Below are 26365 nucleotides of genomic sequence, written 5' to 3'. Positions count from 1 at the left end.
TGGCTTCAAGCGCCACCTTCGCCTTGAAGTCCGCGCTGTAGTTCTTCCGTTTGCCAGCCACGCTGTTCGTCCTCGTCTTCCTCGGCGGCAAGCTTAGCAAACTGTCCAGTTTCTGGGGACCACCTCAGTGGTCCTTGGCCTGATTCTTGCGCCGCTGCTTACCCGACTCTCCCCCAGAGTGCAGCGGCTTCCGAATCGTGGAACTCGCGCGACTCCCGGCGTCAGATACAGTGAACTCGAACCGGGGAAGCGATGGTCTAGACCAGCGCTGTCGACTTCGCCCAGCGGGGACGACGGGTGACCTGCAACAGGCTGACACAGGGCGCGTGGCGGCCGCCAAGCGCCAGTGTCGCGGCGCGCAACAACTCGATCCCGTCCTCGGACCGCATCGGCAACGCGCCCGGCGAGATCGGCGCGCCGACCGTCATCCGGTAGGGCTGGCGGTCCTTGTTCAGCGTCTCGTGGAACAGCGTGATGTCCCGAAGCGTCGGGTGGATCAGGTCGAACAGGTAGAACACCGCCGAGTTGCGCGACCGGATGTTGATCGGAATCACCGGCAGGTCGAACTTTCGCGCGATCGTCGCCGCCGACGCCATCCAGGGCCGTTCATGCAGCGAAAGCCCGCGCCGCTTCGCGAGCCGCCCCGAGGGGAAGATGACGCCGATCCGGCCCTTTTCGATCGCATCACGCGTATAGGCCATGGTCTCGCGCATCTTGGCGTGGCTGCGCTTTTCCTCGCGCCATTCGACGGGGGCGATGATGTCTTCCATCTGCGGCAGCACGCGCAGGATGTCGCGATTGGCGTAGAAGAACAGGTCGGGCCGCCGCTCGCGCAACAGGCTCCAGAGCATGATGCCGTCGGCGATACCGGTGGGGTGGTTTGCCACGATCAGCGCCGGACCCGAGGCGGGGATATTGTCGAGACCGCTGGCGCGCAGGTCACGCGCCAGAAGGCGGGCCATCTCGTCCATGATGACCGGGGCTGGGTGGTGTTGCAGAACCTCGCCCAGCGCCACCGTGCGCGGGTAGCCCAGAACGTTGTTGAGAATCCGGCGCGCGGGCGCGCTCCACGGGTGGCTGGCAAAGAGCCACGGCGCGCGTTCCTCGATGAGAGGGTCGATTCGATCCTGCATGATGCTTCTCACCATACCCGAATGACGTTGCAGTGACAGCAGAGCCGATTCGCCCTCATGCGGTCAAAACGATTCGCGCCCCGGTGGCGACTTATGGCCCGGCGGCCAGTAGGCGTCCGACCATCTCGCCCATGTCGCGGCTGAGATCCTCGCGCCCGGCGATCCGTTCCAGCGCGGCGCGCATCTTCCCCTTCCGGGCGGCGTCGTAGCGGGTCCAGGTCTCGAACGCGGTCGACATGCGCGCCGCCGTCTGCGGGTTGACCGCATCCAGCCGGATCAGCCAGTCCGCGACCAGGTCGTAGCCCGCCCCGGAGGGGTCGTGGAAGCCCGCCGCATTCATCGTGAACCCGCCGATCACGGCACGGAAGCGATTGGGGTTTTTCCAATTGAAATCGGGGTGCTCCGTCAGTTCATTCGTGCGTGAGACGGCGCGCTCGGGTGCGGCCAGCGAGGTCTGCAGCGCGAACCACTTGTCCATCACCAGCCGGTCATGGTCCCAGCGCCGGGCAAAGCGGGCCAGTTCGTCCTCGCCGGTGCCGATCTCCAGCAGGATCGCCAGCGCGCCCAGTTCGTCGGTCATGTTGTTGGCCTGCGCGAAGTGGCCGCGCGCCTTCGCCCCGCCATCGAGCCGCGCCATGTGCCCCAGCGCCGCGAGGCGCAGTGCCCGCCCTCCCGCATCCGCCGCGCCGGGGCTGTAGGGGCCGGGGCAGGTCATCTGGTCGTAGAGTGGCGGCCATAGAGGTTTCAGATGCGCCGCCACCGCCGATTTCAGCCGCTCGCGCGCGGCGTGAATCGCCAGCGGGTCGGGGGTGATCCCGCGCCCGTGCAAGTCCTCGGCCAACTGGTCCTCGCCCGGCAGGCCGAGCGCCAGTGCGCGGAAGGCCGGGTCCAGCGCCTCGTCCCGCGCCATGGCGGCCAGCGCGTCCAGATAGGCGGGCGCGGGGGCTGCGCCTTGCGTGACCATCGCCAGCAGCACGTCTCGGGCCAGCGCGCGCCCCGCCTCCCACTTGTTGAACGGGTCGGTGTCGTGCGCCAGCAGGAAGGCGCGTTCCTCGGCCGAGGCCTCGCGGTCGAGGATCACCGGCGCCGAGAAGCCCCGCAGGAGCGAGGGGATCGGCCGGGTCGCCAGCCCCTCGAAGGTGAAGCTCTGACGGTCCTCCGTCACCTCCAGCACGGTCGTTGGCACCACCTCGTCGCCATTGGGCGAGAGCAGACCGACGGCCAGCGGGATCACCTGCGGGCGCTTGTCGGGCTGGCCGGGCGTCGGCGGCGTTTTCTGTTCGACGTGAAGACTGTAGGTCCCGTCCTTGAAGTCGTCCGTCACCGTCAGGAGCGGTGTGCCTGCCTGCGCATACCACCGCTTGAACTGGGTCAGATCGCGCCCGGTCGCGTCCTCGAAGACCTTCAGCCAGTCCTCGATTGTGGCCGCCTCGCCGTCATGCCGGTCGAAATAGAGCGACAGAGCCGTGTCATAGCCCTGAGGCCCCGCCAGCCGACGCAGCATCCCGATCACCTCGGCGCCCTTTTCATAGACCGTCGTGGTGTAGAAGTTGTTGATCTCGGTATAGCTTTCGGGCCTTACGGGATGCGCCAGCGGCCCGCCATCCTCGCGGAACTGGCGCGCGCGCAGCGTGATGACGTCCTCGATCCGCTTGACCGCATGGGACCGCGCGTCGCCCGCGAATTGCTGATCGCGGAACACCGTCAGCCCCTCTTTCAGGCAGAGCTGGAACCAGTCGCGGCAGGTGATGCGGTTGCCCGTCCAGTTGTGAAAGTACTCGTGCGCGATGATCCGCTCGATATTCTCGTAATCGCGATCGGTCGCCGTTTCGGGCGAGGCCAGGACGTAGCGGGAGTTGAAGATGTTCAGCCCCTTGTTCTCCATCGCGCCCATGTTGAAGTCGTCCACCGCGACGATGTTGAACACGTCGAGGTCATAGGCCCGGCCATAGACCTGCTCGTCCCACTTCATCGACCGGATCAGGCTGTCCAGCGCGTAATCGGCCTTGCCCTGGTCGGCGGGGCGGACCCAGATGTTCAGGTCCACCTTGCGCCCCTCGCAGGTGGTGAAGCTGTCGGAGGTCGCCACAAGGTCACCGGCGACAAGGGCGAACAGGTAGGCGGGCTTGGGCCAGGGATCGTCCCATTCCGCCCAGCCCGGCCCCTGCGCCACCGGGTTGCCGTTCGACAGCAGCACGGGCAGGTCGCTTTCGATCCGCACCTTGAACGGCGCCATCACGTCGGGGCGGTCGGGATAAAAGGTGATCTTGCGAAAGCCCTCGGCTTCGCACTGCGTGCAATACATGCCGTTCGACATGTAAAGCCCTTCCAGCGCGGTATTTTCTTCCGGCGCGATCTCGACCTCGGCCGCCCAGGTGAAGGGGGCGTCGGGCACCTCTGCGGTCAGCCCCTCGGGCGTGATCTCCGGGCTGGCGGGCCGGTCGTCGATGGCGGCCGAGATCAGCGTCAGCCCCTCGCCATGCAGAAAGAACCGCCGGTCGGCCGTGGCCGGGTTCGGGCGGAAGGCGATGCGCGAGACGACCCGCGTTGCGGTCGGATGCAGGCGGAAGGTCAGCTCCACCCGGTCGACCAGATAGGCGGGGGGCGTGTAGTCGGCGAGGTAAAGCGCCTGCGGGCTTGCGTCCTTCATCACTCTCTCCACTTCGGTTGCCCAAGACCTATCCTCTGGGACGGCGCGTGCAAGATGCCCGTGGTGCGGGTCCGGATGTTCGATTTATGTTCTTGCCATGGACGTGACGATTCTCTGGTTCAAGCGCGATCTTCGGGTCGCCGACCACGCCGCGCTGGCACTGGCCGCGGCGGGCGAGGGCGCGGTGCTGCCGCTTTACATCGTCGAGCCGGACTATTGGCGCCAGCCCGACGTCTCGGCCCGGCAATGGCGCTTTGCAGCGGAGTCGCTGCGCGATCTGGGGCAGGCGCTGGCCGGGCTGGGCGCGCCCTTGCAGGTCGTGACCGGCGAGGCGGTCGAGGTGCTGGAGGGGCTGGCCGCGCGCCTGCCCGTGACGCGGCTGGTCAGCCACGAGGAAACCGGCAACGGCTGGACCTATGCCCGCGACCGGCGCGTGGCGGCCTGGGCACGGGGCCGCGGCCTGCCCTGGGAGGAAGTGCCGCAATCGGGCGTCGTGCGGCGGCTGAGGCGGCGCGACGGCTGGGGCGCGGCGCGTGACCGGCGGATGCGCGCGCCGCCGGTCGAGACGCCGGCCGCGCTGCGCGGCCTGCCCGGCCTGACGCCCGGTGTCCTGCCCGAGGCGCGCTACCTGGGCCTCGGCTTCGATCCCTGCCAGGGGCGGCAGCGGGGCGGGCGGGTCGAGGGGCTGCGGCTGCTGGAAACCTTCCTCGCGGAGCGGGGCCGGGACTATCGCCGTGCGATGTCCGCGCCGCTGACCGCCGCGACCGCCTGTTCGCGGCTCTCGCCCCATGTGGCGCTCGGCACGCTGTCGCTGCGCGAGATCGGGCGGGCCGCCGCCGTCCGCCGGGCCGAGGTCCGCGGGCAGGGCGACGGATGGGAGGCGAGCCTGAAGAGCTTTGCGTCGCGGCTGGCCTGGCGCGACCATTTCATGCAGAAGCTCGAGGACCAGCCTGGGCTGGAGCAAGAGTGCCTGCACCCCGCCTACGAAGGGCTGCGCCCGCGCGCGCCCGACCCTGCGCGGCTAGCGGCATGGGAACGGGGCGAGACCGGGCTGCCCTTCGTCGATGCCTGCATGCGCGCGCTGATCGCCACGGGCTGGCTGAATTTCCGGATGCGCGCGATGCTGGTCTCGGTCGCGTCCTATCACCTCTGGCTCGACTGGCGCGCGACGGGGCCGCACCTGGCCCGGATGTTCACCGATTACGAGCCGGGCATCCACTGGCCGCGGATGCAGATGCAGGCGGGCACCACGGGGATCAACACGATCCGCATCTACAACCCTGTGAAGCAGGGGCTGGAGCAGGACCCGACCGGCGCCTTCACCCGGGAATGGCTGCCCGAGCTGGCCGAAGTGCCCGACCCCTTCCTGCAGGAGCCCTGGCGCTGGGAGGGAGCGGGGCGGCTTCTGGCCCGGCGCTATCCGGCGCCGGTCGTGGACGTGGCCGCGGCGGGGCGGGCGGCGCGGACGGCGGTCTGGGCGGTGCGGGCGCGGGTGGGCTTTCACGACGAGGCGGCGCGGATCGTCGCGCGCCACGCCTCGCGCACGGATCGAACGGGGGTTTTCGTCAACGACCGCGCGCCGATGCGGCCCCGGGGCGACGCGCGGCAGCTGAGCCTCGATCTGTGAGCGGGAAGATGCGCCGCAAGGGCGACCTGCCCACCAAGACCTGCGCCGCCTGCGGGCGGCCCTTCGCCTGGCGGCGCAAATGGGCGAAGGACTGGGCGGAGGTGCGCTATTGCTCGGACCGCTGCAGGACGAGGGGTGCCAGGGACGCTGGCTCTTCACCTCGGCCCAAAAGCCCTATATCGTGAGGCAACTTCCGTACATGAGGACAACATGGCGCGCCCTCGGGTCGGCATCATCGGCAACAGCTATCTGATCAACGATGAGTATCCTGCCCATGCCGGCGGCACGATGAATTCCGAGGCTGTGGCCGAGGTGGCGGGCGCGCTGCCGCTCCTGATCCCGGCCGATCCGCGCTTTGTCTCGGTGCCTGAACTGCTGGAAAGCTTTGACGGGTTCCTGTTCACCGGGGGGCGGCCGAACGTGCATCCCGAGGAATATGGCGAGGCCGCGACCGAGGCGCATGGCGCGTTCGACCGGGCGCGCGACACGATCTCGCTTCCGCTGATCCGGGCGCTGGTCGAGCGCGGCCAGCCGTTCTTCGCGATCTGCCGCGGCTTTCAGGAAGTGAACGTGGCACTGGGCGGTTCCCTGCATCCCGAGATCCGCGATCTGCCGGGGCGGATGAACCACCGGATGCCGCCCGATGGCACGCTGGAAGAGAAATTCGCCCTGCGCCACAAGGTAACCTTTACCGAGGGCGGCATCTTTCACCGGCTGCTCGGCGCGACCGAGGTGATGACCAACACGCTGCACGGGCAGGGCATCAAGACGCCCGGCGCGCGCATCGTGATCGAAGGCTGGGCGCCTGACGGCACGCCCGAGGCGCTGCATGTCGAGGGCGCAGCGGGCTTTGCGCTCGCGGTGCAATGGCATCCCGAATACAACGCCGCCTGCGACCCGGTCTCGCGCCCGTTATTCGAGGCGTTCGGGCGGGCGGTCGCGGCCTGGGCAGCGGGGCAATGCCCAACGGTGCGGCGGCTGGCCTGAGCCGGGGAATTGGGTTTTTTTCCAGGAAGAAGACCAGGTCGCGCGTGCCGGGTGTCTGCGATGGCCGGATCGCTGCGACCATCGCCCTGTTGCACGAGGTTCAGCGCGCGAACGGCATCCGCTGTGCGGCGCTAAAGTGCCAGTTCCATGCGGAAATTCGTCAGCGCGACGCCGTGGCGGATGACGCTCTGGCGGCCGGTCTCGCGCCAGCCGTGGCGGGCGTAGAAGGGCCGCGCGATAAGGCTGGCCTCGGTGGTCAATAGCCCCAGCCCCGCCTTGCGCGCGGTCGCCACGATCGCGTCATGCAGCGCCGCGCCGATGCCCTGGCCCATGCGGTCGGGCGCGACATAGGCGAATTCCAGGTGGCCGTCGGCGTCCAGCGTCATGAAGCCCACGATCTTTCGCCCTGCTTCGGCAAGAAGCGTGGTTCCGGCCAGCAGCCGTTCCTCCCAGCCCGGGACGGGGTCGGGCGAGGGGGCCCAGGCGGCGCGTTCCTCGGGGCCATAGGCGGCGGCGCTGCCCTGGTGGACGGCGGCATAGAAGACCGCATGCGCGGCGGGGCCGTCGCCCGGCCGGGCGGGGCGCAGCCGCAGCCGCAGCCGCAGCCGGGGCGCGATCAGGTCACGGCCGCGCGGATATGATAGGCGGGGTCGTCCCACAGCCTGTTCTCCATCACCTCGGCCAGGATGTCGGCAGCGCTGCGCACCTCGTCCTGGCCGATATAGAGCGGGGCAAAGCCGAAGCGCATGATGTCGGGCGCACGGAAATCGCCGATCACGCCGCGCGCGATCAGGGCCTGCATGGCCGCGTATCCGTCGGGGAAGCGGAACGAAACCTGGCTGCCGCGCTGGCCGGGGTCGCGCGGGGTGACGAGATGCAGATCGGGGCAGCGCGGCTCGACCAGCGCGATGAACAGCTCGGTGAGTTCGACCGAGCGGGCGCGCAGCTTGCCCATGTCGACGCCGTCCCAGATGTCGAGCGCGGCCTCCAGCGCGGCCATCTGCAACACCGGCGGCGTGCCCACGCGCATCCGTTCGATGCCCGCGCCGGGACGGTAGGCCGGTTCGAAGGCGAAGGGCGCGGCATGGCCCAGCCAGCCCGACAGTGCGGGGCGCGCGGCGTCCTGATGGCGGGGCGCGACATAGATGAAGGCGGGCGCACCGGGGCCTGCATTGAGGTACTTGTAGGTGCAGCCCGCGGCGAAATCGGCCCCCGTGCCCGCCAGATCGACCGCAAAGGCCCCGGCGGAATGGGCCAGGTCCCAGAGCACCAGCGCGCCCGCGTCGTGTGCCGCGCGGGTCAGCCGCGCCATGTCATGGCGTCGGCCCGTGCGGTAATCCACCTCGGTCAACATCAGCACCGCGAGATCCGGCCCGATCCGGTCCTCGACCGCCTCGGGCGCGACGGTGACCAGTTGATGGCCGCGGCCAAGCGCGGCGATCAGCCCTTCGGCCATGTAAAGATCGGTCGGAAAGTTACCGGAATCGCTGAGGATCACGCGCCTGTCGGGCTGCATCTCAAGCGCCGCGGCAAGCGCTTGGTAGACCTTGATCGACAGCGTGTCGCCCAGCACCAAGCTGCCCGGTTCGGCCCCGATCAGCCGGCCCAACCGGTCGCCCAGCGCGCGCGGCTGCGCCATCCAGCCCGCCCGGTTCCAGCCGCCGATCAGCATTTCGCCCCATTCGTCGCGCAGCGTGCGCGCGACCCGGTCGGTGGCGGCCCGGGGCATCGGTCCCAGCGAGTTGCCGTCGAGATAGATCACACCTTCGGGCAGGTGGAACAGCGCGCGGGTTGCGGCGAAATCGGTCATCTGGCTCTCCTTGACGTTCAGCCTTGCCCGCGGGCGGGCTGGCGCGCAAGGGGGCGATCTGTCCTTGATCGGGGCGGGGCGCCGCGGTTTAAGGGGGGTGCGGCGCGCGCGGCCGCCCTTTGGCGGGGTGGCCAGCCGCGGTTTGTCTGCGCTGAGGCGGCGGGAAGGTGCGATGAAACGGATCCTGCACTACGTCGAATTGCCGCCGGTGTGGCTGGCCTTGTTCGCCGCGCTGGCCTGGCTTCAGGCGCGGCTGTTCCCTATGGATGCCACCGGGCGCGCGGGCGATCTGATCGGCACCGGGCTGGTCGCGGCGGGGCTGGCGGTGTCGGGCTGGGCGGCGCTGCATTTCCTGCTGGAGCGGACCTCGCTGATCCCGCGCGAACGGCCCGACAAGCTTGTTACCACCGGGCTTTTCAGGGTCTCGCGCAACCCGATCTATCTTGCGGATACCGCGATCCTGCTGGGGCTGATCCTGATCTGGGATGCGCTGCCCAGCCTGATCCTGGTGCCGCTGTTCATGAAGGTGATCGAGGCGCGGTTCATCCGCCGGGAGGAGGCGCTGATCCGCGCGCATTTCGGCCCGGCCTTCGACGCCTATTGCGAACGGGTGCGCCGCTGGTTGTGATGCGGCGTTGCGACCAAAGGATGCGTTCCGGAATCCTTGGCGATGCGCTTGTGAAACTTAATTGCGCGATGGTAAGAGACTGCGACTTGACGCGGGGCCTTCGGGTCCCGTCGCCTGAGAGAGGGGACAGACAACGTGAAGATCGGCGCACCCAACGAGATATTCGAGGGCGAGGCCCGCGTGGCCATGACCCCGGACAGCGCGCTCCAGTTGCAAAAGCTGGGCTATAGCTGCCTGATCGAGACCGGCGCGGGCGAAAAGGCGGGGTTCTCCGATTCCGCCTATCAGAAGGCCGGGGTCGAGGTCGTTCATTCGGCCGCCGCGCTGTGGCAGGCGGCCGATATCGTGGTCAAGGTTCGCGAGCCGTCCGAGGCCGAGGCCGACAACCTGCGCAAGGGCCAGACGCTGATCAGCTTTTTCTGGCCGGCCCAGAACGAGGCGCTGTTGCAGCGCTGCAAGGACCGGGGCGCGAATGTCCTGGCCATGGACATGGTGCCGCGCATTTCCCGCGCCCAGAAGATGGACGCGCTGTCCTCGATGGCGAATATCGCGGGCTATCGCGCGGTGATCGAAGCTGGCAACAATTTCGGCCGCTTCTTCACCGGCCAGGTGACCGCCGCGGGCAAGGTGCCCCCGGCCAAGGTGCTGATCGTCGGCGCCGGTGTTGCTGGCCTTGCCGCGATCGGCACGGCGACCTCTCTGGGGGCCATCGTCTATGCCTTCGACGTGCGCCCCGAAGTGGCCGAGCAGATCGAATCGATGGGCGCCGAGTTCGTCTATCTCGATTTCGAGGACGCCACTCAGGACGGTGCCGCCACCGGTGGCTACGCCGCGCCCTCGAGCCCCGAGTTCCGGGAAAAGCAGCTGGAAAAGTTCCGCGAGCTTGCCCCCGACATGGACATCGTCATCACCACCGCCCTGATCCCCGGCCGTCCCGCGCCCAAGCTCTGGACCGAGGACATGGTCGCGGCGATGAAGCCCGGCTCGGTCGTGATCGACCTGGCCGCCGAAAAGGGCGGCAACTGCGACCTGACGGTGGCCGACAAGAAGATCGTGTCCGGCAACGGCGTCACGATCGTCGGCTATACCGACTTCCCCAGCCGGATGGCGACGCAATCCTCGACGCTTTATTCCAACAATATCCGCCACATGATGACCGACCTGACGCCCGGCAAGGACGGCAAGGTCGTGCACAACATGGAGGATGACGTGATCCGTGGCGCGACGGTGACCTATGAGGGCGAGATCACCTTCCCGCCGCCGCCGCCCAAGGTGAAGGCGATCGCCGCAGCGCCCAGGAAGGAAAAGCCCAAGGAACTGACGCCCGAGGAGAAGCGGGCCAAGGAAGTGGCCGCGTTCAGGAAGCAGACGCTGACCCAGGTCGGCCTGCTGGCCGGGGGCGGTGCGCTGCTGCTGGCCGTGGGCCTGGTGGCACCGGCCAGCTTCATGCAGCATTTCATCGTCTTCGTGCTGGCGGTCTTCGTCGGCTTCCAGGTGATCTGGAACGTCTCGCACTCGCTGCACACGCCGCTGATGGCGATCACCAACGCGATCTCCTCGATCATCATCCTTGGCGCGCTCATGCAGATCGGCTCGGGCTCGGTGCTGGTGATCCTGCTGTCGGTCCTCGCGATCTTCATGGCGTCGATCAACATCTTCGGTGGCTTCCTCGTGACACGGCGCATGCTCGCCATGTTCCAGAAATCGTAAAGAGGGATGGGGACAATGGATTTCGGCTTCACGACAGCGGCCTATGTGGTCGCGGCGGTCCTCTTCATCCTCGCGCTGGGCGGGCTGAGCGGGCAGGAAAGCGCCAAACGCGCGATCTGGTACGGCATCGTCGGCATGGCCATCGCGGTCGTCTCGACGCTGGTCGGGCCGGGGCAGGGGCTTTGGCTGATGTCGCTGATCCTGATCGCGGGCGGCGCGGCGATCGGCTACCAACTGGCCACCAGGGTCCAGATGACGCAGATGCCCGAGCTTGTGGCGATCATGCACTCTCTGGTCGGCCTTGCGGCGGTCTTCGTCGGTTTCAACGCGGATTTCGAGACGACCCGTGTTCTGGCGATGACCGAGGAGGGCCGCGCGGCGCTGGTCAACGGCTTCGCCGCGATCGTCGCCAAGAAGACGCCCGTCGAGATCAACATCCTGCGCGTCGAACTGGTGCTGGGGATCTGGATCGGGGCGGTAACCTTCACCGGGTCGGTCGTTGCCTATGGCAAGCTGGCGGGCAAGGTGAACACGGCGGCCAAGAAACTGCCCGGCGGGCATCTTCTGAACGCCACCGCGGCGATCCTGTCGGTGGTGACGGCGGTCTGGTACTTCCAGGGCGGTGGCTTCCTGGCGCTGTTCCTGATGACGCTGCTGGCGCTGTTCATCGGCTATCACCTGATCATGGGCATCGGCGGCGCCGACATGCCGGTGGTTGTCTCGATGCTCAACTCCTACTCGGGCTGGGCGGCGGCGGCGATCGGCTTCAGCCTCGGCAATGACCTGCTGATCGTGGTGGGCGCGCTGGTGGGCTCGTCGGGGGCGATCCTGTCCTACATCATGTGCCGCGCGATGAACCGGCATTTCGTCAGCGTGATCCTGGGCGGTTTCGGCGGCACCGGCGGGCCCGCGGCGGCGGTCGAGGGCGAGATGATCGCCATCGACGCCGAGGGCGTGGCCGCCGCGCTGGACGACGCCGACAGCGTCATCATCGTGCCGGGCTATGGCATGGCCGTGGCGCAGGCGCAGAACGCGGTGTCGGTTCTGACGGAACACCTGCGCAAGCAGGGCAAGACCGTGCGCTTTGCCATTCACCCGGTCGCGGGCCGTCTGCCCGGGCACATGAACGTGCTGCTGGCCGAGGCCAAGGTGCCCTATGACATCGTGCTGGAGATGGACGAGATCAACGAGGACTTCCCCTCGACCGACGTGGTCATCGTGATCGGCTCGAACGACATCGTGAACCCGGCGGCGCAGGACGATCCGAACTCGCCCATCGCAGGGATGCCGGTACTGGAAGTCTGGAAGGCCAAGCAGGTCTTCGTCTCGAAACGCGGTCAGGGCACGGGCTATTCAGGCATCGAGAACCCGCTCTTCTACAAGGAGAACACGCGGATGTTCTATGGCGACGCCAAGGACAGCCTGGACAAGTTGCTGGCGCAGTTGCGCTGAATGCGCCACAGCGCGGTCCGGACGCCCCGCCCGGTTGGCGGGGCGTTTCGCATTGTCGTCGAGGTTTCCAATTGAGCGCCTTCGGCGCAAGCCTGTTTGCACTTCGTGCGGTTATGGGTATTTGAACCAAGAAGAAGAGCCAGGCAGAGCGGTCCTTTCCCGGCGCAAGGCCCTGCCATGTCCTCGGGGCGCGTCCCTGTCACGTTTACAATCCCCATCCATGCGCTAGAGCTTGGTTGAGCCCCGAGTCAGCCGAGAGCCCGCCATGGCCCCGATCGAAGACCACCCGCTGCGCTACATGCTGACGAACGAGCTGCATGCGCGGCCCTTTCCGTCACTGCAGCCGCCCTGCCACGCGGCCTTCCTCGCAATCAAGCAACCCAGGGACGCGATCAGCCGCGACCGGGACGCGGACCGGACCCATCTGATCGATCTGCTCGACCGGTTCGGCGCCCAGCATCCCAAGCCGGGCGACACGCATTTCTTCGGGCCGATGGGTCGCTACAAGATCAAGTGGGAAAGCCACGCGGAATTCGTGACCTACACGATCTTCGCCCCCGGCGTGGCCGAGCGGCCCTTCGACCCCGCCGCGTGGGAAGTGTTTCCCGAGGACTGGCTGGAAAAGGCGCCGGGCGCGCGGCTGACCTCGGCTCTGATCCGGGTCGAACAGTTGCGCGAGGGGCGTGACGATATCGACGATCGGTTGTCGGACTGGTTCGTGGCCGAAAGCCTTTGTGCCTCGTCGATCCTCGACGATGCCGGAATCATGGCGACCGATTTCCGGATCGACCCGGGTGGGCACATGCGGTTCGCGGTCTTTGCGCGGCCGGGCACGGGCGAGCGGCGGGTCGGCCGGATCGTGCAGCGGCTGACCGAGATCGAGACCTACAAGGCGATGTCGATGCTGGGTCTGCCGCGCGCGCGGCAATTGTCCTCCCGGCTGGCCGAACTCGACCCGCAACTGACCGAACTCGTGGGCGAAATGCGCGAGGGCCACCGTCAGCCCGAGGAGACGCTGCGCAACCTTCTGGCGGTTTCGGCGGAACTGGAAAGCCTGCTGGCGCAGACCGCGTTCCGGTTCTCGGCCACCACTGCCTACGAGGCGCTTGTAAACCAGCGCATCGAGGTGCTGCGAGAGGAACGGTTCGGCTATCGCCAGACATTCCGCGAATTCATGATGCGCCGCTACGAACCTTCGATGCGCACCGTCAAGGCGACCGAGGCGCAGCTGAACAACATGACAAGGCGCGCGGTGCGGGCGGCGAATCTGCTGCGGACGCAGGTCGACGTGGAGCGCTCGGCGCAGAACCAGAAGCTTCTGGAAAGCATGGACAAGCGGGCAGACCTGCAACTGCGCCTGCAACGCACGGTCGAGGGGCTGTCGGTCGTGGCGATCAGCTATTACGCCGTCAGCCTTGTGTCCTACCTGGTCTATCCGCTGGCCGATGCGCTGGGGGTCTCGACCGGGCTTCTGACGGCGCTGCTCACGCCCCTTGTCGTTGCGGGCGTGTGGGCGATGGTGCGCTCGATCCGTCGCGGGATGGAGCGCTGAGCGCGGCCTCGGTCGCGCGCGCACCCAGGGCGATGGTGCCCAGCGCCAGAAAGGCCGAGAGGCCAAGCGTGGGCAGGCCCGCGAGCCCCGCGCCGATCGTGCAGCCGCCCGCAAGCACGCCGCCCACGCCCATCAGCGCCGCGCCCGCAAGATAGCGGCCGGTCTGGGACGGTCCCTCGAAGCTTTGCCAGCGGAAACGGCCCGCGACCAGCGATGCCGCCAGTGCACCGGCCAGCACGCCGCCGATCAGCCCGACGCCAAAGCCGGGCGCAACGGCGGTCGCGGCGACCGACCAGAACAGCGCATCGGCCACAGGCGCGGTGAAGGACAGGCTTTCCAGCGCGATCGGGTCGAACGCGTCGAGCAGCACGAAGCCGGTCCCCACCCAGCCCGCCGGGACCAGAAGGCCCAGCAGCACTGCCAGCGTCAGCTTGCCCCGCGGCGCGCCCGAGCAGCAGGCCAGCGCCGCCGCGCCCGTGGCAAGGATCAAAGCCCAGACCAGCGCGCCGCCCGGCAGCGCGGCTAGGCCCCAGGCACCCACGGGCAGCGTCACCTCGCCCAGGCCGGTGCGCAGCGGCGCAAGGACGCCCTTCAACGTCGCATGGGCCATGATCGCCACGATCACCAGCACCAGCGCCGCGCGCAGGTTGCCGGTGCCGCTCAGCACCGTCAGCCGCCCGATGCAGCCCCGCGTCAGCGCCATGCCCGCCCCGAACATCAGCCCGCCCGCAAGGATCGCCAGCACCGGCAGTTCGGGGGAAAGGAAGCGGTGGCCGTCAAACGAGATCAGTCCGGCCGCGACGGCCCCCTGCGTGCCAATGATCGCGGCGGCAAGGGCGGCCATCCAGACGCCCAGCGCGGGGCGCCGCGTCTCGGCCGGGCCGGCGACGGCGCGGCGGAAGCAGAAACCCGTGACCTCGGCCAGCACGCCGAAGATCAGCCCCAGCGCGAGGCCGAGGAACAGGGCCGCCTGCGGGGCGGTGAGGGTCTCGAAGCCGAAGGTCTCGAACATGGCAGCTACTCCGGATGGGCAAGAACGCAGATGCGCCGGCCGGTCGCGTCGATCAAGCCTGGGCGTCGGCCCGGCGCCGCGCGGGGCCGGAACGGTGTTCGTGCCCGCGGGGCCGGAGGGGAAGGGCGGTCGCGGGGCGGGGCTGCGCGCGAACCATGGTGCGGCGCGGGTGGCGGGGGCGGGACGGGCGTTCTTATTTCATCCGGTGCCCGGAACGCGGCCCGGCTTGACCTTGGGCGGGGCACGGCTCACCTTGTCGCCCGTGATGCCGGAAACGCCGCGCCCTCAGGAGAGCCAGATGCCCGTCAAGAACCGCCTCGCCGAATTGCAGGACGAGATCGCCGGATGGCGGCGCGACATCCATGCCCATCCCGAACTGATGTACGACCTGCCGCGCACCTCTGGACTGGTGGCCGCCAAGCTGCGCGAATTCGGCTGCGACGAGGTGGTGGAGGGGATCGGCCGCTCGGGCGTGGTGGGCGTGATCCGGGGGCGCAGCGACAGAAGGGGGCGGGCGATCGGGCTGCGCGCGGACATGGATGCGCTGCCCATCATCGAGGCGACGGGGCTGCCCCATGCCTCGAAGCATCCGGGCAAGATGCATGCCTGCGGCCATGACGGGCATACCGCGATGCTGCTGGGGGCGGCGAAATACCTGGCCGAGACGCGCAATTTCGACGGAACCGCGGTGGTGATCTTCCAGCCCGCCGAGGAGGGCGGCGCAGGCGGCAAGGCGATGGTCGAGGACGGGCTGATGGAGCGGTTCGGCATCCACGAGGTTTACGGCATGCACAACATGCCCGGCCTGCCGGTGGGCGAGTTCGCGATCCGCACCGGGCCGATCATGGCCGCGACCGACGATTTCGAGATCGCCGTTACCGGCAAGGGCGGGCATGCCGCCAAGCCGCATGAATGTATCGACACGGTGCTGGTGGCCAGCCAGATCGTCGTGGCGCTGCAATCCATCGCCTCGCGTGGCATCGACCCGCTGAAACAGGTCGTCGTCTCGGTCTGCACGGTCGAGACCGACAGCAAGGCAAGCAACGTGATCTCCCAGCATGTGCGGCTGCGCGGGACGGTGCGGACCCTGGACGAGGCCGTGCGCGACCGGGCCGAGGCGCAGTTCCGCCGCATCGTCGAGTATACGGCGGCCGCCTTCGGCGCGCGGGCCGACATTTCCTGGCGGCGCGGTTATCCCGTGACCGACAATGCCCCCGACCAGACCGGGTTCGCCGCAGAGGTGGCTGAGGGCGTCTCGGGCCGGGTACAGCGCGACGTGGCGCCGATGATGGGGGGCGAGGATTTCAGTTACATGCTGAACGCACGGCCCGGTGCCTATATCTTTGTCGGCAACGGCGACACGGCGATGGTGCATCACCCCGAATACGAGTTCTCTGATGCGGCGATTCCGTTTGGGTCGTCCTGGTTCGTGGGCATGGTCGAGGCGCGGCTGCCCGCGACCTGAGCCTGTGCGGATCGTGCATCTTTCGGCGGGGCGCACGCTGAGGTAGTCTGATCCCCGGTCGGGCAGGGTTCAGACGAAAGGAAACCCCATGGCAGGCAAGCAGGATTCCACCTTCATCAAGAGCGTGGCCCCCTTCGACTACGTGATGAGCGATTACACTTGGCATCTGGACCGGAACAGCGCCACGCCCTTCTCGGATTTCTTCGGGCTGCCGATAGTGTCGCGCAAGGCATCGACGACGCGGCTGAACACCGACTGGCCGACGCCCTTGTCGTCGTTCTTCTATTTCCCGATGATCTCGCGCCGGAAATCGGGGATGCGGCTCAGGACGGGCAAGCGGTTCCTGTCGCTGCGCTGAGCCCTCAGCCCGCGATGGCCAAGAGCGGCGCGGGCCAATGTGCGCGCTCGAGCGTGGGCAGGACATGCGCCGCGCCAGTGAAGTCCTCGTGGTCGGTATAGGCGCTGGGGGTGACGATCACCGTAAGCCCCGCGCCCATGGCCGAGCGCAACCCGTTGCGGCTGTCCTCGAAGGCGAGGCAGGCTTCGGGGCCGAGACCCAGCCGCGCCAGCGCCAGTTCGAACACGTCGGACGCGGGCTTCTTGGCCGCCACCTCGTCGCCCGCGGCGATCACGTCAAAGATTTCGCAGGCCTCCCGGCCCCAGCAACACCGCGCCAGCGCCTCGACATTGGGCAGGTTCGTGGTGGTTGCAACCGCCAGACGCAGCCCCGCATCGCGCGCCGTGGCGATCAGGTCGGCCACGCCGGGGCGCAGCGCCAGATCGCCCGCGGCGAGGATCTCGCCATAGCGGGCGGTCTTTTCGCGGTGCAATTGCGCGATCTGGTCGTCGGTCAGCCGCGGCGCCCCGTCGGGCAGGTCGGCCTGAAAGGCCAGCATCCGTTCCTTGCCGCCGGTTGTGCGCAGCAGGCGGCGATACGCCTCGCGGTCCCAGGACCAGTCAAGGCCCCAGGACGCGAAGCTGTCGTTGAACGCCCGCCGATGCGCCTCTTCGGTTTCGGCAAGCGTTCCGTCAACGTCGAAGATCAGCGCCCGCAGGCTCATCGCAACTCGTCGGCCAGGCGGGCGACGATGGCCACCGCCACGTCGAAATCCGAGAAGCGCGCATCCTGCGGGATGTCGTCCACATCCTCGGCGCGGTGATAGCCCTCGGTGAACAGGGCAAAGCGCATCCCCGCCTTCCAGGCGCATTCGGCGTCGACCTCGCTGTCGCCGACATAGACCGCGACCGTCGCGCCCAGCCGTTCCTTGACGGCCAGCGCCACGGCGGGGTCGGGTTTCTTCACGTCCAGCGTATCGCCGCCGACCACCGTGCCGAAATAGGGGCCGATCCCCAGCCGGTCGAGAATCGCGCGCGAGACGGCCTCGGGCTTGTTGGTGCAGACCCCCATCGCCCAACCCTCGTCGCGGAACTGTTCGACCGCGTCCTTCACGCCGGGAAACAGCGTGGTCAGCGTGGCCGGGTCGGCCTCGTAATGGCGCATGAAGGTTTCCACCATCGCCGCCTGCCGCGCCGGGTCCAGCCCGCGCGCCGCGATCACCCGCTCGATCAGCACGGGCACGCCATTGCCGATGAAGCCGCGGACGGTGTCCAGCGGCAACTCGCCATCGCCGGTTTCGGCCAGCGTCCGGTTCACGGCGGCATGGATGTCGGGCGCGCTGTCGATCAGCGTTCCGTCGAGGTCGAAGATGATGGCCTTCACGCGGCGTCCTTCCATTTGATCGAACAGCCCATCGACGGGATCTGCTCTGTCGGTCCCTGGCCGGTCTCGGCCACCTGTTTCATCGCCTCGTAAAGGTCGCGGCGCAGGTCTGGGGGACCCGCCTCCTTGCGCGAGGCATCCAGCCGCCCGCGATATTGCAGCCCCAGCTCGGCATCGAAGCCGAAGAAATCCGGGGTGCAGACGGCGTCATAGGCCGTCGCGACCGACTGATCCTCGTCATAAAGATACGGAAACGGAAGCGCCAGTTCCTGCGCAAGCCGCTGCATGTTCTCGAAGCTGTCGTCGGGATAGGCGGCGGCGTCGTTCGACGAGATCGCGGCCACCCCGATCCCGAGCGTCTGAAGGTCTCGCGCATCGCGGATGATCCGGTCGCGCACCGCGATCACATAGGGACAGTGATTGCAGATGAACATGATCAGCGTGCCCTTGGGTCCGCGCACATCCTCCAGCGTCCAGGTCCGCCCGTCGGTGCCGGGCAGCGAGAAAGCGGGAGCTTTCCAGCCGAGATCGCAGATGGGGGTCGAGACGGCCATCATTCGAACTCCATTTCCGTGTAGACGATGCCTGCATTCTTTGTCGCCAGTTCCTCGAACGTGTCGAGATGCGCAAACGGGCTCTGGTCGACATAATAGGCGTCGTCGAGTGTTCCTCCAGCATCGATATGTTCGGCGATCCGCTCGCGCAGATAGACCAGATAATCGCGGGTATAGCGGCGGACCTGGGCCATGTTGGTGGGATGGCCGTGCCCGGGGATGACGTAAAGCGCGCCCAGGGGTTCGAAGGCGGTATCCCAGGTCTCGATCCAGCAGCTTGTGCAGGTCTCGGCAAAAATCGGCGGCATGCGCTCGTGGAACGCGATGTCGCCCGCGATCACCAGCCGTTCGTCGGGCAACCAGACCGAGACGTCGCCCTCGGAATGGGCGGGGCCGAGATAGAGAACCTCGATGCGCATGTCGCCCATTTCTATGTCATAGCGATCCTCGAAGGTGATGTTGGGGCCGACCGCTTTGGTGCCTTCGGCGTTTTCGAGGGCGTAACGCTTCATGCCTTCGAGGATCTGGAAGGAATTGTCCTCGAACACTTTCTTGGCCTCGACATGGGCCACGATATCGACCCCTTGCGCCGCCCAGTAGCTGTTGCCCAGCATCGCATGGCCCTGGCCGTTCTCGTTGATGACCAGTCGCACGGGCTGGTCCGTGACGGCCCTGATCTCGGCATGCAGCGCCTCGGCGAGTTTCGCGTTTGCGCCCCCGTTGACGACGATCACCCCGTCGCCGGTGACGAGGAAGGACAGGTTGTTGTTGTGGCCCGCGTTTTCATAGGTCGGCGGGGCGGTGGCGCCGATGGCCGAGAAGACATTGGGGATCACTTCGACGGGCTTTGAATAGAGCACCGACTGGGGGTACTTGTCGGGGATGTCCTCGCTGGCGAAGGCGGGTGCTGCCAGCAGGGCGCAGAGTAGTGCCTTGCGGATCATGGTTGTCTCCTCCCTTTTGACGCAAGCATAGACAGATTTGAATGTGTCTGGCCAGTGCGGGATGCGCCCCGTGCGATTCCCGCTTGCAATCGTTTGCCTGGGCCGGTCTTTCATCGGGTCATGGGCATCGCGATGTTCTATCACCTCACCCGCCGCCCGATAGAGGCGACGCTGCCCGCCCTTCTGGACAAGGCGCTGGCGCAGGGATGGCGTGTCGTGGTGCGGGGGGGCGATGCCGGGCGGCTTGACTGGCTGGACGAGCGGTTGTGGCAGGGCGACGGGTTCTTGCCGCACGGCCAGGCGGGGGGCGAGTTCGACGCCGATCAGCCGGTTCTGCTGACCACGGGCGCCGACATCCCGAACGGGGCGGTCTGCCTGATGGCTGTGGACGGCGCGCAGGTCTCGCCGCACGAGGCCGCTGCGATGGAACGGGTCTGCATCCTGTTCGACGGCAACGATCCTGTGGCGGTCGAGGGGGCACGCGGGCAATGGCGGTCGCTGACGGGAGCAGGACTGCGCGCGCAATACTGGTCCGAGGAATCGGGACGCTGGGAGATCCGGCGCGACAGCGGCGCCTGAAGGGCCTCAGCGGGTCAGGATCATCCGGTCGCGCACAAGCTCGATCTTTGCGAAGCGGTTGAGATAGCCCATGCCCAGAAGCGATTCCCGCATCTCGCCCGAATTGACGAAGGCGCGGACGCCGCGATCCTCGATCGGTCCCAGTTCCACCAGATCCAGCCGCACCGGCGCGGTGCGCACCACACCGTTCGCAGTGCGCGCCTCGGCGATATAGTCCAGCGCATCGGGGTTTAGCCCCACCCGCTGCGCGTCGCGCCGGGTCAGGACGACCTGCGTCGCGCCGGTATCGACCACGAATCGCACGGGTGTGCCGTTGATCCGCACCGTCAGGTAGTAATGCCCTTCCGGCGCGCGGGGCACCTCGATGCGGGCCTGGTCGGCGAACACCTCCTGGCGCGGGGCGACATCGCGGCGGATGTCCGACCACAGCCCGAATCCCGCGATCACGCCGACGAAGATCAGCCCCCAGATCGCCGCCTGTTGCGCGACCTGGCCCAGACGGTGGCGGTTCGCGACGAAGAAATACCCGGCAATCGCCGAGCCGAGCAGCACCAGGTAAAGCAGTCTTGCAAGGCTGTCGCCGTCCATGGCCTTCCTTTCTGGTTCCTTTTCCGGATATAGGGACCGGCCCCGGAATCGCGAGGGTGTCAGACCGGCGCAAGCCCGAAATCGCGCAGCCCGTCCAGCACGAACTGCACCGACAGCGCCGCAAGCAGCATCCCCAGAAGCCGCGTGACCACGTTGATCCCGGTCCGCCCCAGCGCGCGCTCGATCAGCCCGGCGGCCAGGAACATCAGCAGCACCACCCCGATCACCGCCAGCATCACCAGATGGATCAGGATCATGGCCACCGGCTCGCGCCCGACCGTACCGATCAGCAGGATCATCGTCGCCATTGCGCCGGGGCCCGCGATCAGCGGCGTGGCCAGCGGAAAGACCGACGGGTCCGGCCGGTCGTCATGGGCCTGATCCTCGCGCCGCTTGCTGCGCCGTTCGAACAGCATGTCGAGGGCGGTGAGGAACAGCAGGATCCCGCCCGCGATGCGGAAGGCGGGCATCGAGATCCCGACAAAGCCCAGCACCTGCTCGCCGAAGATTCCGAACAGGGTCAGCAGGCCGATGGCGATGACAGCGGCACGAAAAGCGATGGCACGCCGCTCGCGCGCGGCCATGCCTTGCGTCAGCGCCACGAAGAGCGGCGCCAGACCGATCGGGTCGATCACCACGAACAGCGTGACGAAGGCCGAGATGTAGAAGGTCGGCTCCACCCCTCAGCCCCCCGAATCCTCAAGCGTTTCGAGTGCGGCCATCCACATCGCCTCGGCGCGTTCCAGTGCCTCTTCCACCTCGCCGAACTTGTCCTGCCAAAGCTGTCGCTCGCCCTCGCGATTGGCCTCATACAGGGCCGGGTCGGCAAGTTTCCTTGTCAGCTTTTCGCGCATCTCGGTCAGCTTGTTGACGCGGGATTCGCATTTCCGCGCCTCGGCGCGCGCCGCCTGAACCGCCTCGCGCGAGGGTTTCCTTGCGGCCGGTTTCGCGGCGGGCCTTGCCGGTTGCGGGCCGTCCGGGGCGTCCTGCGACAGCAGCTTCCGGCGATAGGCCTCGAGATCCTCGTCATACGGCGTCACGCGGCCGTCCCTGACCAGCCAAAGCCGGTCGGCCACGAGGCCGAGAAGGTGCATGTCGTGGCTGACCAGGATCACCGCGCCGGAATAGGCGTTCAGCGCCTCGGTCAATGCCTCGCGGCTTTCGATGTCCAGGTGGTTGGTGGGCTCGTCGAGAATCAACAGATGCGGCGCGTCGAGCGTGGCCAGCAACAGCGACAGCCGTGCCTTCTGCCCGCCCGAAAGGCGCGCGACCTCCGTCCCGGCCTGATCGGCCCCAAGCCCGAACCCGGCCAACCGGGCGCGCAGCCTTGCCGGGGTCTCTTCGGGCCGTTCGCGACGGATGTGGTCCAGCGGCGTCTCGTCGAGGTGCAGTTCATCCACCTGATGCTGGGCGAAATAGCCGACTCGCAGCTTGGCGGCCTTGGTCATCTGCCCGGAAAGAAGATCGAGTTTCCCTGCCAGCAGCTTGGAAAAGGTCGATTTGCCCTCGCCGTTCCGGCCCAGAAGCGCGATCCGGTCGTCCTGATCGATTCGCAGGCTGAGACGCGACAGGACCGGCTTGCCGTGATAGCCGACCGCGGCGCCTTCCAGCGCGACGATGGGGGGCGACAGTTCTTCCGGTTCGGGAAAGGTGAAGACGGTCCGCGCGGCATCCTCGGGGGCGGCGATCGGCTCCATCCGTTCCAGCATCTTGAGCCGGGCCTGGGCCTGACGGGCCTTGGACGCCTTGTAGCGGAAACGGTCGACGAATCCTTGAAGATGGGCGCGGCGCAGTTCCTGTTTCTTCGCTTCGGCGGTCTGCGCGGCGCGGGCGGCGGCGCGGGCGCGGGCAAAGGCATCGTAGCCGCCCGCGTAAAGCGTCAGCTTGCGATTCTCCAGATGGAGGATATGGCCGACCGCCCGGTTCAGAAGCCCGCGGTCGTGCGAGATCAGAATCACCGTGTAGGGATAGCGCGCGAGGTAGGATTCGAGCCACAGCGCGCCTTCGAGGTCGAGATAGTTGGTGGGCTCGTCCAGCAGCAGCAGGTCGGGGCGCGCGAACAGCACGCCCGCCAACGCCACCCGCATCCGCCAACCGCCCGAAAAGGCCGAGCAGGGCATCGCCTGTTCGGCCTCGGTGAAGCCCAGCCCCTTGAGAATCGCCGAGGCGCGGGCCTCGGCCGACCAGGCGTCGATATCGGCCAGCCGGGTCTGGATCTCGGCGATGCGGTGGGGGTCGGTCGCGGTCTCGGCCTCGGCCAGAAGCGCGGCGCGTTCGGTATCGGCGGCCAGCACCGTATCGAGCAGCGAGACACCGGAGCCCGGCACCTCCTGCGCGACCGATCCGATGCGGGCGCGGGCGGGCAGGGCGATCTCGCCCGATTCCAGCGCCAGTTCGCCCCGGATCAGCCGGAACAGCGTGGTCTTACCCGCGCCGTTGCGGCCCACCAGCCCGACCTTGTGGCCATCGGGAATCACCGCCGAGGCGCGCTCGAACAGCGGGCGGCCCTCCATGGCAAAGGATATGTCGTCGATCCGCAGCATGTCGGGCTAGTGCCAGCGCCGCACCTTGGCGTCAATCGCGGCTTTTCTCCGCGAAGGCCCCATGCTAGCAGGGCCGCGAATTTTCCCGTGCCCCCGCCCGGGGGTGCCGCAGCACACAAGGACATCCGACATGGCGATCCAGCGCACCTTTTCGATCATCAAGCCCGACGCGACGCGTCGCAACCTGACCGGCGCGATCAACGCCAAACTCGAAGCCGCGGGCCTGCGCATCGTCGCGCAGAAGCGCATCCACCTGACCAAGGCGCAGGCCGGCGTCTTCTATGCCGTCCACAAGGAACGTCCCTTCTATGACGAACTGTGCGAGTTCATGGCCTCCGAGCCGATCGTCGTGCAGGTGCTGGAAGGCGAGAACGCGGTTGCGAAGAATCGCGAAGTGATGGGCGCGACCAACCCCGCCGAGGCGGCCGAGGGCACGATCCGCAAGGAATTCGCGCTGTCCATCGGCGAGAACTCGGTCCATGGCTCGGATGGCGAGGATACCGCAGCGGTCGAGATCGCCTATTTCTTCTCGGGTCTCGAACTGGTCGGCTGAGGGCGCGGCCGCCTTCGGAAACAGGCCTGAAAATTTGAAGGGCCGGTCCGCCTGGGCCGGCCCTTTCTCATGGTCGATCCCCGGTTCTGGCGGCTTGTCCGGGGGGCACACGCAAGACGCCCGCGCAGGACCTTGGGTCAGCGCGGGCGTCGGGGTGTCGTTCAGGCTTATTGCTGGTGCGCGGCGATGGCGTAGTACTTGCGCTCGGACAGCAGCTTCCAGCCCATGCGCGCGGACAGCGGGTAGGGCTCGCTGGTGGTCAGTTCGACATTGCCTTCGCCCTTACCGCCCAGAAGATCCCAGCCCATCTTGCTGGACAGCGGCGTCGGGTTCGACGTCTTCAGCTCGATGTTCGGTTTCTTGTCCGACAGCAGAGCGAAGCCCAGCGCGTCCGAGAACATCGTCGTGCTCTTGGTGCGGTCGATCTTGACATCGGTCATGTGCTGGTTGGCTGCGAGCTTCGGCATCCAGGCGTCCCAGGGATAGCTGTTCATCGTTCCTCCAGAGTTCTTTCCAGGGTCTGTGTCGCCGTCGGATGCGAAAGCTTGGTTCCGGTCCAACAAGAACGACAGTTGCGGTTCGGCGCCCCGATTACCCCATCCGCAGGCGCCAAGATCAAGGGTCCGCAGGGTCGCAGGCCGGGGGGCTGCGACGCCTGCGACAGGCTGTCAGGGCTGCTCAATATGCCGCACGATCCGGGGCCTCTGTAAGCCTACGTTGACATTGCCAACGTCAATCGCTTGTGACATCGTTTCTAAGTGACGAGGCTGGACCGGCAACGTCGCGGACATGAAAGTGGAAGCGGTTGACCGGTCTGGTGTTGTCGAAGAGGTGCAGGTTCTGCACGCCAACGCAGTCGAAACCATATTGGGGAGACGACAATATGACTGACGATCCCAACAAAGTCTGGCCGACCGGCCTGACGCTTGCCGAAGCCGAAGAAGTCCACAAGCAAGTGATCGATGGCACCCGCGTGTTCGGCGCCATCGCGCTCGTCGCGCACTTCCTGGCTGCCGTCGGCACGCCGTGGCTCGGCTAAGAGGAGTACCAACTCATGAACAACGCGAAACTCTGGCTCGTCGTTAAGCCGACCGTCGGCATCCCGCTCTTCCTGAGCGCCGTTGCCATCAGCTCGTTCCTGGTCCACCTGGGCCTCGTGACGCAGTCCGGCTTCTTCGCCGACTACTACAAGCAAGACGCCGCCGTGGTCACCACCACGGAAGCCGACGCGGCCTAAGGGCCTGCGATCCGTGTAACGAACACGGCGAAGGCCGGGGATAAGTCCTCGGCCTTCGCATCTCGGCCCTTCCGTCGGGGCCTGACACATGGAAACGCGCGCCCGCGGGCAATCGGAATACGGCCGCGACGCGTCGCGCCGTGCGGAGAGCGACCGCATGAATCGACTTAGCCGGATGGCGATCCAGGGCATCGCTAGCGCAGGCATGCGTGTGATGCCCTTTGCCGAGGCGGCCAGCGACGACCTTCCTCTGTCGCGCCTGTTGCGCCTTGCCCTGTTCCAGGTTTCGGTCGGCATGGCCATGGTGCTGCTGGTCGGCACACTGAACCGTGTGATGATCGTCGAACTTGAGGTGCCCGCCACCATCGTAGGCGTGATGATCGCGTTGCCGCTGTTGTTCGCGCCATTCCGGGCGCTTATCGGGTTCAAGTCCGACACCCACAAATCTGCCCTTGGATGGCGCCGTGTGCCTTATATCTGGAAGGGCACGCTGCTGGCATGGGGCGGCTTCGCGATCATGCCGCTGGCCTTGATCGTGCTGTCGCAGCAGCAATTCGCGGCCGATGCGCCGCTTTGGGTCGGTCTTGTCAGCGCGGCGCTCGCCTTCCTGCTGGTGGGCGCGGGCGTGCATATCGTCCAGACCGTCGGGCTTGCGCTGGCCACCGATCTGGCGCCCCGCGAGGATCAGCCCAACGTGGTCGGGCTGATGTATGTGATGATGCTGGTCGGCATGATCGCGAGCGCCCTTATCTTCGGCAGGTTGCTGGAGGATTTCAGCCATCCCAAGCTGATCCAGGTGATCCAGGGCGCGGCGGTGATGACGATGGTCTTCAATGTGCTGGCCATCTGGAAGATGGAGGCGCGCGACCGCGAGCGCGCCCATCGCCAGCGCGTCAACCCCGAGCCGGACCCCAGTTTCTCGGATGCCTGGGGGCTGTTCATGCGCGGTGCCAACCCGCGCCGGTTGTTGTGGATCATCGGGCTGGGCACGATGGGCTTCGGCCTGGCCGAGGTGCTGCTGGAGCCTTATGGCGGCGAGGTGCTGGGAATGTCCGTCGCCTCGACCACGCGGCTGACGGCGACGCTGGCGATGGGCGGGCTGATCGGCTTTGCGCTGGCCTCGCGCGTGCTCAGCCGTGGTGCCGATCCGATGGTGATGGCGGGGGCAGGGGCGCTGGTCGGAGTGCCGGCCTTTGCGCTGATCACCTTCTCGGCCACTCTGCAAAGCCCGGTCATCTTCATCATAGGCACGGGGATGGCGGGGTTCGGCGCGGGTCTGTTCAGCCACGGCACCCTGACCGCCACGATGCGCGCCGCGCCGAAGGAACAGGTCGGCCTTGCGCTTGGTGCCTGGGGTGCGGTGCAGGCCACTTCGGCGGGCGTGGCGATCGCGCTGGGCGGGATCGCGCGCGATCTGATCCTGCTGTCGCCCTTCTCGGGGCTGTTCGGCCCGGCCACGCCCTATTTCTTCGTCTACGGGGCCGAGTTGCTGTTTCTGGTGGTGACGGTCGTGGTGGCCTATCCGCTTGTCGCGCAAAAGGTCTTCGGCGCCGAGCGCCGTTCGACCTGAACCGGGTCACGTTTCCGCGCTTCGGCCTTCAATCCCTGCGCCGCTTGGACC

General features: G+C 67.4%; 27 protein-coding genes. 14 read left to right on the top strand and 13 right to left on the bottom strand.

The annotated features are described in order from the left end of the window. Window positions 1–257 precede the first annotated feature (257 nt). Together NHN26_RS14955 and pepN are read right to left on the bottom strand one after the other, a co-directional pair. Window positions 258–1133 carry a 1-acyl-sn-glycerol-3-phosphate acyltransferase gene (locus NHN26_RS14955; RefSeq protein WP_253090168.1) on the bottom strand — a complete coding sequence of 292 codons (876 nt, stop codon included), beginning with the start codon at window positions 1131–1133 and terminating at the stop codon, window positions 258–260. 91 nt (window positions 1134–1224) lie between these two features. Next, the gene (gene pepN / locus NHN26_RS14950; protein ID WP_253090167.1) at window positions 1225–3783 is read right to left on the bottom strand and encodes an aminopeptidase N; all 2559 of its coding nucleotides are present in this window, start codon (window positions 3781–3783) and stop codon (window positions 1225–1227) included. A gap of 97 nt (window positions 3784–3880) precedes the next feature. On the opposite strand from pepN, the gene NHN26_RS14945 reads away from it, so the two are divergent. From NHN26_RS14945 to NHN26_RS14935, 3 genes are read left to right on the top strand one after another with little or no spacing between them, the layout of a single operon-like run. Beyond that, the gene (locus NHN26_RS14945; RefSeq protein WP_253090166.1) at window positions 3881–5410 is read left to right on the top strand and encodes an FAD-binding domain-containing protein; all 1530 of its coding nucleotides are present in this window, start codon (window positions 3881–3883) and stop codon (window positions 5408–5410) included. Between the two features lie 8 nt (window positions 5411–5418). Continuing rightward, complete coding sequence (locus tag NHN26_RS14940; RefSeq protein ID WP_132693898.1) at window positions 5419–5595, top strand: DUF2256 domain-containing protein; 177 nt, start codon at window positions 5419–5421, stop codon at window positions 5593–5595. Between the two features lie 25 nt (window positions 5596–5620). Continuing rightward, complete coding sequence (locus tag NHN26_RS14935; RefSeq protein WP_253090165.1) at window positions 5621–6397, top strand: gamma-glutamyl-gamma-aminobutyrate hydrolase family protein; 777 nt, start codon at window positions 5621–5623, stop codon at window positions 6395–6397. Between the two features lie 131 nt (window positions 6398–6528). Here NHN26_RS14935 and NHN26_RS17620 read toward each other — a convergent pair whose 3' ends face one another. After that, complete coding sequence (locus NHN26_RS17620) at window positions 6529–7056, bottom strand: GNAT family N-acetyltransferase (protein WP_253090164.1); 528 nt, start codon at window positions 7054–7056, stop codon at window positions 6529–6531. Further along, window positions 7014–8207, bottom strand: a complete 1194-nt coding sequence (gene kynU, locus NHN26_RS14925) for a kynureninase (protein ID WP_253090163.1) — start codon at window positions 8205–8207, stop codon at window positions 7014–7016. Before kynU ends, NHN26_RS17620 begins: the two co-directional genes overlap by 43 nt. A 172-nt stretch (window positions 8208–8379) precedes the next feature. Between kynU and NHN26_RS14920 the strand changes: the two genes are divergently transcribed. The 4 genes from NHN26_RS14920 (at window position 8380) to NHN26_RS14905 (ending at window position 13549) form a co-directional block, all read left to right on the top strand. Continuing rightward, on the top strand, window positions 8380–8835 hold the full coding sequence (locus NHN26_RS14920; RefSeq protein WP_253090162.1) for a methyltransferase family protein: 456 nt from the start codon (window positions 8380–8382) through the stop codon (window positions 8833–8835). Between the two features lie 135 nt (window positions 8836–8970). Next, window positions 8971–10545 carry a Re/Si-specific NAD(P)(+) transhydrogenase subunit alpha gene (locus tag NHN26_RS14915; protein WP_253090161.1) on the top strand — a complete coding sequence of 525 codons (1575 nt, stop codon included), beginning with the start codon at window positions 8971–8973 and terminating at the stop codon, window positions 10543–10545. A gap of 15 nt (window positions 10546–10560) precedes the next feature. Next, entirely contained in the window at window positions 10561–11997 is a 1437-nt protein-coding gene (locus NHN26_RS14910) for an NAD(P)(+) transhydrogenase (Re/Si-specific) subunit beta (RefSeq protein WP_253090160.1), read from the top strand. A 265-nt stretch (window positions 11998–12262) separates the two neighbouring features. Next, the gene (locus NHN26_RS14905) at window positions 12263–13549 is read left to right on the top strand and encodes a DUF3422 family protein (protein ID WP_253090159.1); all 1287 of its coding nucleotides are present in this window, start codon (window positions 12263–12265) and stop codon (window positions 13547–13549) included. On the opposite strand, the gene NHN26_RS14900 is transcribed toward NHN26_RS14905, so the two are convergent. Next, window positions 13482–14561: a YeeE/YedE family protein gene (locus NHN26_RS14900; protein ID WP_253090158.1), complete on the bottom strand. Its 1080-nt coding sequence runs from the start codon at window positions 14559–14561 to the stop codon at window positions 13482–13484. The genes NHN26_RS14905 and NHN26_RS14900 overlap by 68 nt on opposite strands. Window positions 14562–14859: 298 nt before the next feature. Between NHN26_RS14900 and NHN26_RS14895 the strand changes: the two genes are divergently transcribed. Then, on the top strand, window positions 14860–16026 hold the full coding sequence (locus NHN26_RS14895; protein WP_253090157.1) for a M20 aminoacylase family protein: 1167 nt from the start codon (window positions 14860–14862) through the stop codon (window positions 16024–16026). Between the two features lie 88 nt (window positions 16027–16114). Continuing rightward, the gene (locus NHN26_RS14890; RefSeq protein WP_253090156.1) at window positions 16115–16384 is read left to right on the top strand and encodes a hypothetical protein; all 270 of its coding nucleotides are present in this window, start codon (window positions 16115–16117) and stop codon (window positions 16382–16384) included. Between the two features lie 4 nt (window positions 16385–16388). Here NHN26_RS14890 and NHN26_RS14885 read toward each other — a convergent pair whose 3' ends face one another. Genes NHN26_RS14885 through NHN26_RS14870 form a run of 4 tightly spaced genes read right to left on the bottom strand, consistent with a single transcriptional unit; the run spans window position 16389 to window position 19244 of the window. Next, complete coding sequence (locus tag NHN26_RS14885) at window positions 16389–17087, bottom strand: HAD family hydrolase (RefSeq protein ID WP_253090155.1); 699 nt, start codon at window positions 17085–17087, stop codon at window positions 16389–16391. Further along, a complete protein-coding gene (gph, locus tag NHN26_RS14880; protein WP_253090154.1) occupies window positions 17084–17746 on the bottom strand; it encodes a phosphoglycolate phosphatase in 663 nt (220 codons plus the stop codon). Before gph ends, NHN26_RS14885 begins: the two co-directional genes overlap by 4 nt. Next, window positions 17743–18300: a thioredoxin family protein gene (locus NHN26_RS14875; protein ID WP_253090153.1), complete on the bottom strand. Its 558-nt coding sequence runs from the start codon at window positions 18298–18300 to the stop codon at window positions 17743–17745. The genes gph and NHN26_RS14875 overlap by 4 nt, the downstream gene beginning before the upstream one ends. Further along, a complete protein-coding gene (locus NHN26_RS14870; RefSeq protein ID WP_253090152.1) occupies window positions 18300–19244 on the bottom strand; it encodes an MBL fold metallo-hydrolase in 945 nt (314 codons plus the stop codon). The genes NHN26_RS14875 and NHN26_RS14870 overlap by 1 nt, the downstream gene beginning before the upstream one ends. 120 nt (window positions 19245–19364) lie before the next feature. On the opposite strand from NHN26_RS14870, the gene NHN26_RS14865 reads away from it, so the two are divergent. Then, window positions 19365–19823 (top strand): DNA polymerase III subunit chi, encoded by a 459-nt coding sequence (locus tag NHN26_RS14865; RefSeq protein ID WP_253090151.1) that lies wholly within the window; start codon window positions 19365–19367, stop codon window positions 19821–19823. Window positions 19824–19829: 6 nt separating this feature from the next. On the opposite strand, the gene NHN26_RS14860 is transcribed toward NHN26_RS14865, so the two are convergent. The 3 genes from NHN26_RS14860 to NHN26_RS14850 are packed head-to-tail and all read right to left on the bottom strand — an operon-like array spanning window position 19830 to window position 22954. After that, window positions 19830–20411 carry a retropepsin-like aspartic protease family protein gene (locus NHN26_RS14860; RefSeq protein ID WP_253090150.1) on the bottom strand — a complete coding sequence of 194 codons (582 nt, stop codon included), beginning with the start codon at window positions 20409–20411 and terminating at the stop codon, window positions 19830–19832. 59 nt (window positions 20412–20470) lie between these two features. Then, window positions 20471–21091, bottom strand: coding sequence for a MarC family protein (locus NHN26_RS14855; protein ID WP_253090149.1), 621 nt, complete (start codon window positions 21089–21091; stop codon window positions 20471–20473). A gap of 3 nt (window positions 21092–21094) precedes the next feature. Next, window positions 21095–22954, bottom strand: a complete 1860-nt coding sequence (locus tag NHN26_RS14850) for an ABC-F family ATP-binding cassette domain-containing protein (protein WP_253090148.1) — start codon at window positions 22952–22954, stop codon at window positions 21095–21097. Between the two features lie 130 nt (window positions 22955–23084). Between NHN26_RS14850 and ndk the strand changes: the two genes are divergently transcribed. Beyond that, on the top strand, window positions 23085–23507 hold the full coding sequence (gene ndk / locus NHN26_RS14845) for a nucleoside-diphosphate kinase (RefSeq protein WP_132693879.1): 423 nt from the start codon (window positions 23085–23087) through the stop codon (window positions 23505–23507). A 167-nt stretch (window positions 23508–23674) separates the two neighbouring features. Here the strand turns inward: ndk and NHN26_RS14840 are convergent, their stop codons facing one another. Further along, complete coding sequence (locus NHN26_RS14840) at window positions 23675–24001, bottom strand: hypothetical protein (RefSeq protein ID WP_253090147.1); 327 nt, start codon at window positions 23999–24001, stop codon at window positions 23675–23677. 389 nt (window positions 24002–24390) lie between these two features. Here NHN26_RS14840 and pufB point away from each other — a divergent pair, with 389 nt between their 5' ends. The 3 genes from pufB (at window position 24391) to NHN26_RS14825 (ending at window position 26314) form a co-directional block, all read left to right on the top strand. Continuing rightward, window positions 24391–24546, top strand: a complete 156-nt coding sequence (gene pufB, locus NHN26_RS14835; RefSeq protein ID WP_132693877.1) for a light-harvesting antenna LH1, beta subunit — start codon at window positions 24391–24393, stop codon at window positions 24544–24546. A gap of 15 nt (window positions 24547–24561) precedes the next feature. Continuing rightward, window positions 24562–24744 (top strand): light-harvesting protein, encoded by a 183-nt coding sequence (locus NHN26_RS14830; RefSeq protein ID WP_132693876.1) that lies wholly within the window; start codon window positions 24562–24564, stop codon window positions 24742–24744. A 157-nt stretch (window positions 24745–24901) separates the two neighbouring features. Then, window positions 24902–26314, top strand: coding sequence for a PucC family protein (locus NHN26_RS14825; protein WP_253090146.1), 1413 nt, complete (start codon window positions 24902–24904; stop codon window positions 26312–26314). Window positions 26315–26365: the final 51 nt, after the last annotated feature.

The sequence above is a fragment of the Rhodovulum tesquicola genome (assembly GCF_024128855.1).
GTDB lineage: Bacteria > Pseudomonadota > Alphaproteobacteria > Rhodobacterales > Rhodobacteraceae > Rhodovulum > Rhodovulum tesquicola.
Note: the sequence above shows the minus strand (reverse complement) of the source record. Positions and strands in the feature narration are given on the sequence as shown.

Excerpts from the sequence above, each read along its gene's own strand:
- pepN (WP_253090167.1), bottom strand. The coding sequence starts at position 3,783 with ATGAAGGACGCAAGCCCGCAGGCGCTTTACCTCGCCGACTACACGCCC.
- NHN26_RS14850 (WP_253090148.1), bottom strand. The coding sequence starts at position 22,954 with ATGCTGCGGATCGACGACATATCCTTTGCCATGGAGGGCCGCCCGCTG.
- NHN26_RS14885 (WP_253090155.1), bottom strand. The coding sequence starts at position 17,087 with ATGAGCCTGCGGGCGCTGATCTTCGACGTTGACGGAACGCTTGCCGAA.
- NHN26_RS14945 (WP_253090166.1), top strand. The coding sequence starts at position 3,881 with ATGGACGTGACGATTCTCTGGTTCAAGCGCGATCTTCGGGTCGCCGAC.
- NHN26_RS14865 (WP_253090151.1), top strand. The coding sequence starts at position 19,365 with ATGGGCATCGCGATGTTCTATCACCTCACCCGCCGCCCGATAGAGGCG.
- NHN26_RS14890 (WP_253090156.1), top strand. The coding sequence starts at position 16,115 with ATGGCAGGCAAGCAGGATTCCACCTTCATCAAGAGCGTGGCCCCCTTC.
- NHN26_RS14905 (WP_253090159.1), top strand. The coding sequence starts at position 12,263 with ATGGCCCCGATCGAAGACCACCCGCTGCGCTACATGCTGACGAACGAG.
- NHN26_RS14910 (WP_253090160.1), top strand. The coding sequence starts at position 10,561 with ATGGATTTCGGCTTCACGACAGCGGCCTATGTGGTCGCGGCGGTCCTC.
- NHN26_RS14860 (WP_253090150.1), bottom strand. The coding sequence starts at position 20,411 with ATGGACGGCGACAGCCTTGCAAGACTGCTTTACCTGGTGCTGCTCGGC.
- NHN26_RS14830 (WP_132693876.1), top strand. The coding sequence starts at position 24,562 with ATGAACAACGCGAAACTCTGGCTCGTCGTTAAGCCGACCGTCGGCATC.
- NHN26_RS14895 (WP_253090157.1), top strand. The coding sequence starts at position 14,860 with ATGCCCGTCAAGAACCGCCTCGCCGAATTGCAGGACGAGATCGCCGGA.
- NHN26_RS14825 (WP_253090146.1), top strand. The coding sequence starts at position 24,902 with ATGAATCGACTTAGCCGGATGGCGATCCAGGGCATCGCTAGCGCAGGC.
- NHN26_RS14870 (WP_253090152.1), bottom strand. The coding sequence starts at position 19,244 with ATGATCCGCAAGGCACTACTCTGCGCCCTGCTGGCAGCACCCGCCTTC.
- NHN26_RS14840 (WP_253090147.1), bottom strand. The coding sequence starts at position 24,001 with ATGAACAGCTATCCCTGGGACGCCTGGATGCCGAAGCTCGCAGCCAAC.
- NHN26_RS14940 (WP_132693898.1), top strand. The coding sequence starts at position 5,419 with ATGCGCCGCAAGGGCGACCTGCCCACCAAGACCTGCGCCGCCTGCGGG.
- NHN26_RS14900 (WP_253090158.1), bottom strand. The coding sequence starts at position 14,561 with ATGTTCGAGACCTTCGGCTTCGAGACCCTCACCGCCCCGCAGGCGGCC.
- pufB (WP_132693877.1), top strand. The coding sequence starts at position 24,391 with ATGACTGACGATCCCAACAAAGTCTGGCCGACCGGCCTGACGCTTGCC.
- NHN26_RS14875 (WP_253090153.1), bottom strand. The coding sequence starts at position 18,300 with ATGGCCGTCTCGACCCCCATCTGCGATCTCGGCTGGAAAGCTCCCGCT.
- NHN26_RS14920 (WP_253090162.1), top strand. The coding sequence starts at position 8,380 with ATGAAACGGATCCTGCACTACGTCGAATTGCCGCCGGTGTGGCTGGCC.
- NHN26_RS14955 (WP_253090168.1), bottom strand. The coding sequence starts at position 1,133 with ATGCAGGATCGAATCGACCCTCTCATCGAGGAACGCGCGCCGTGGCTC.
- ndk (WP_132693879.1), top strand. The coding sequence starts at position 23,085 with ATGGCGATCCAGCGCACCTTTTCGATCATCAAGCCCGACGCGACGCGT.
- NHN26_RS14935 (WP_253090165.1), top strand. The coding sequence starts at position 5,621 with ATGGCGCGCCCTCGGGTCGGCATCATCGGCAACAGCTATCTGATCAAC.
- kynU (WP_253090163.1), bottom strand. The coding sequence starts at position 8,207 with ATGACCGATTTCGCCGCAACCCGCGCGCTGTTCCACCTGCCCGAAGGT.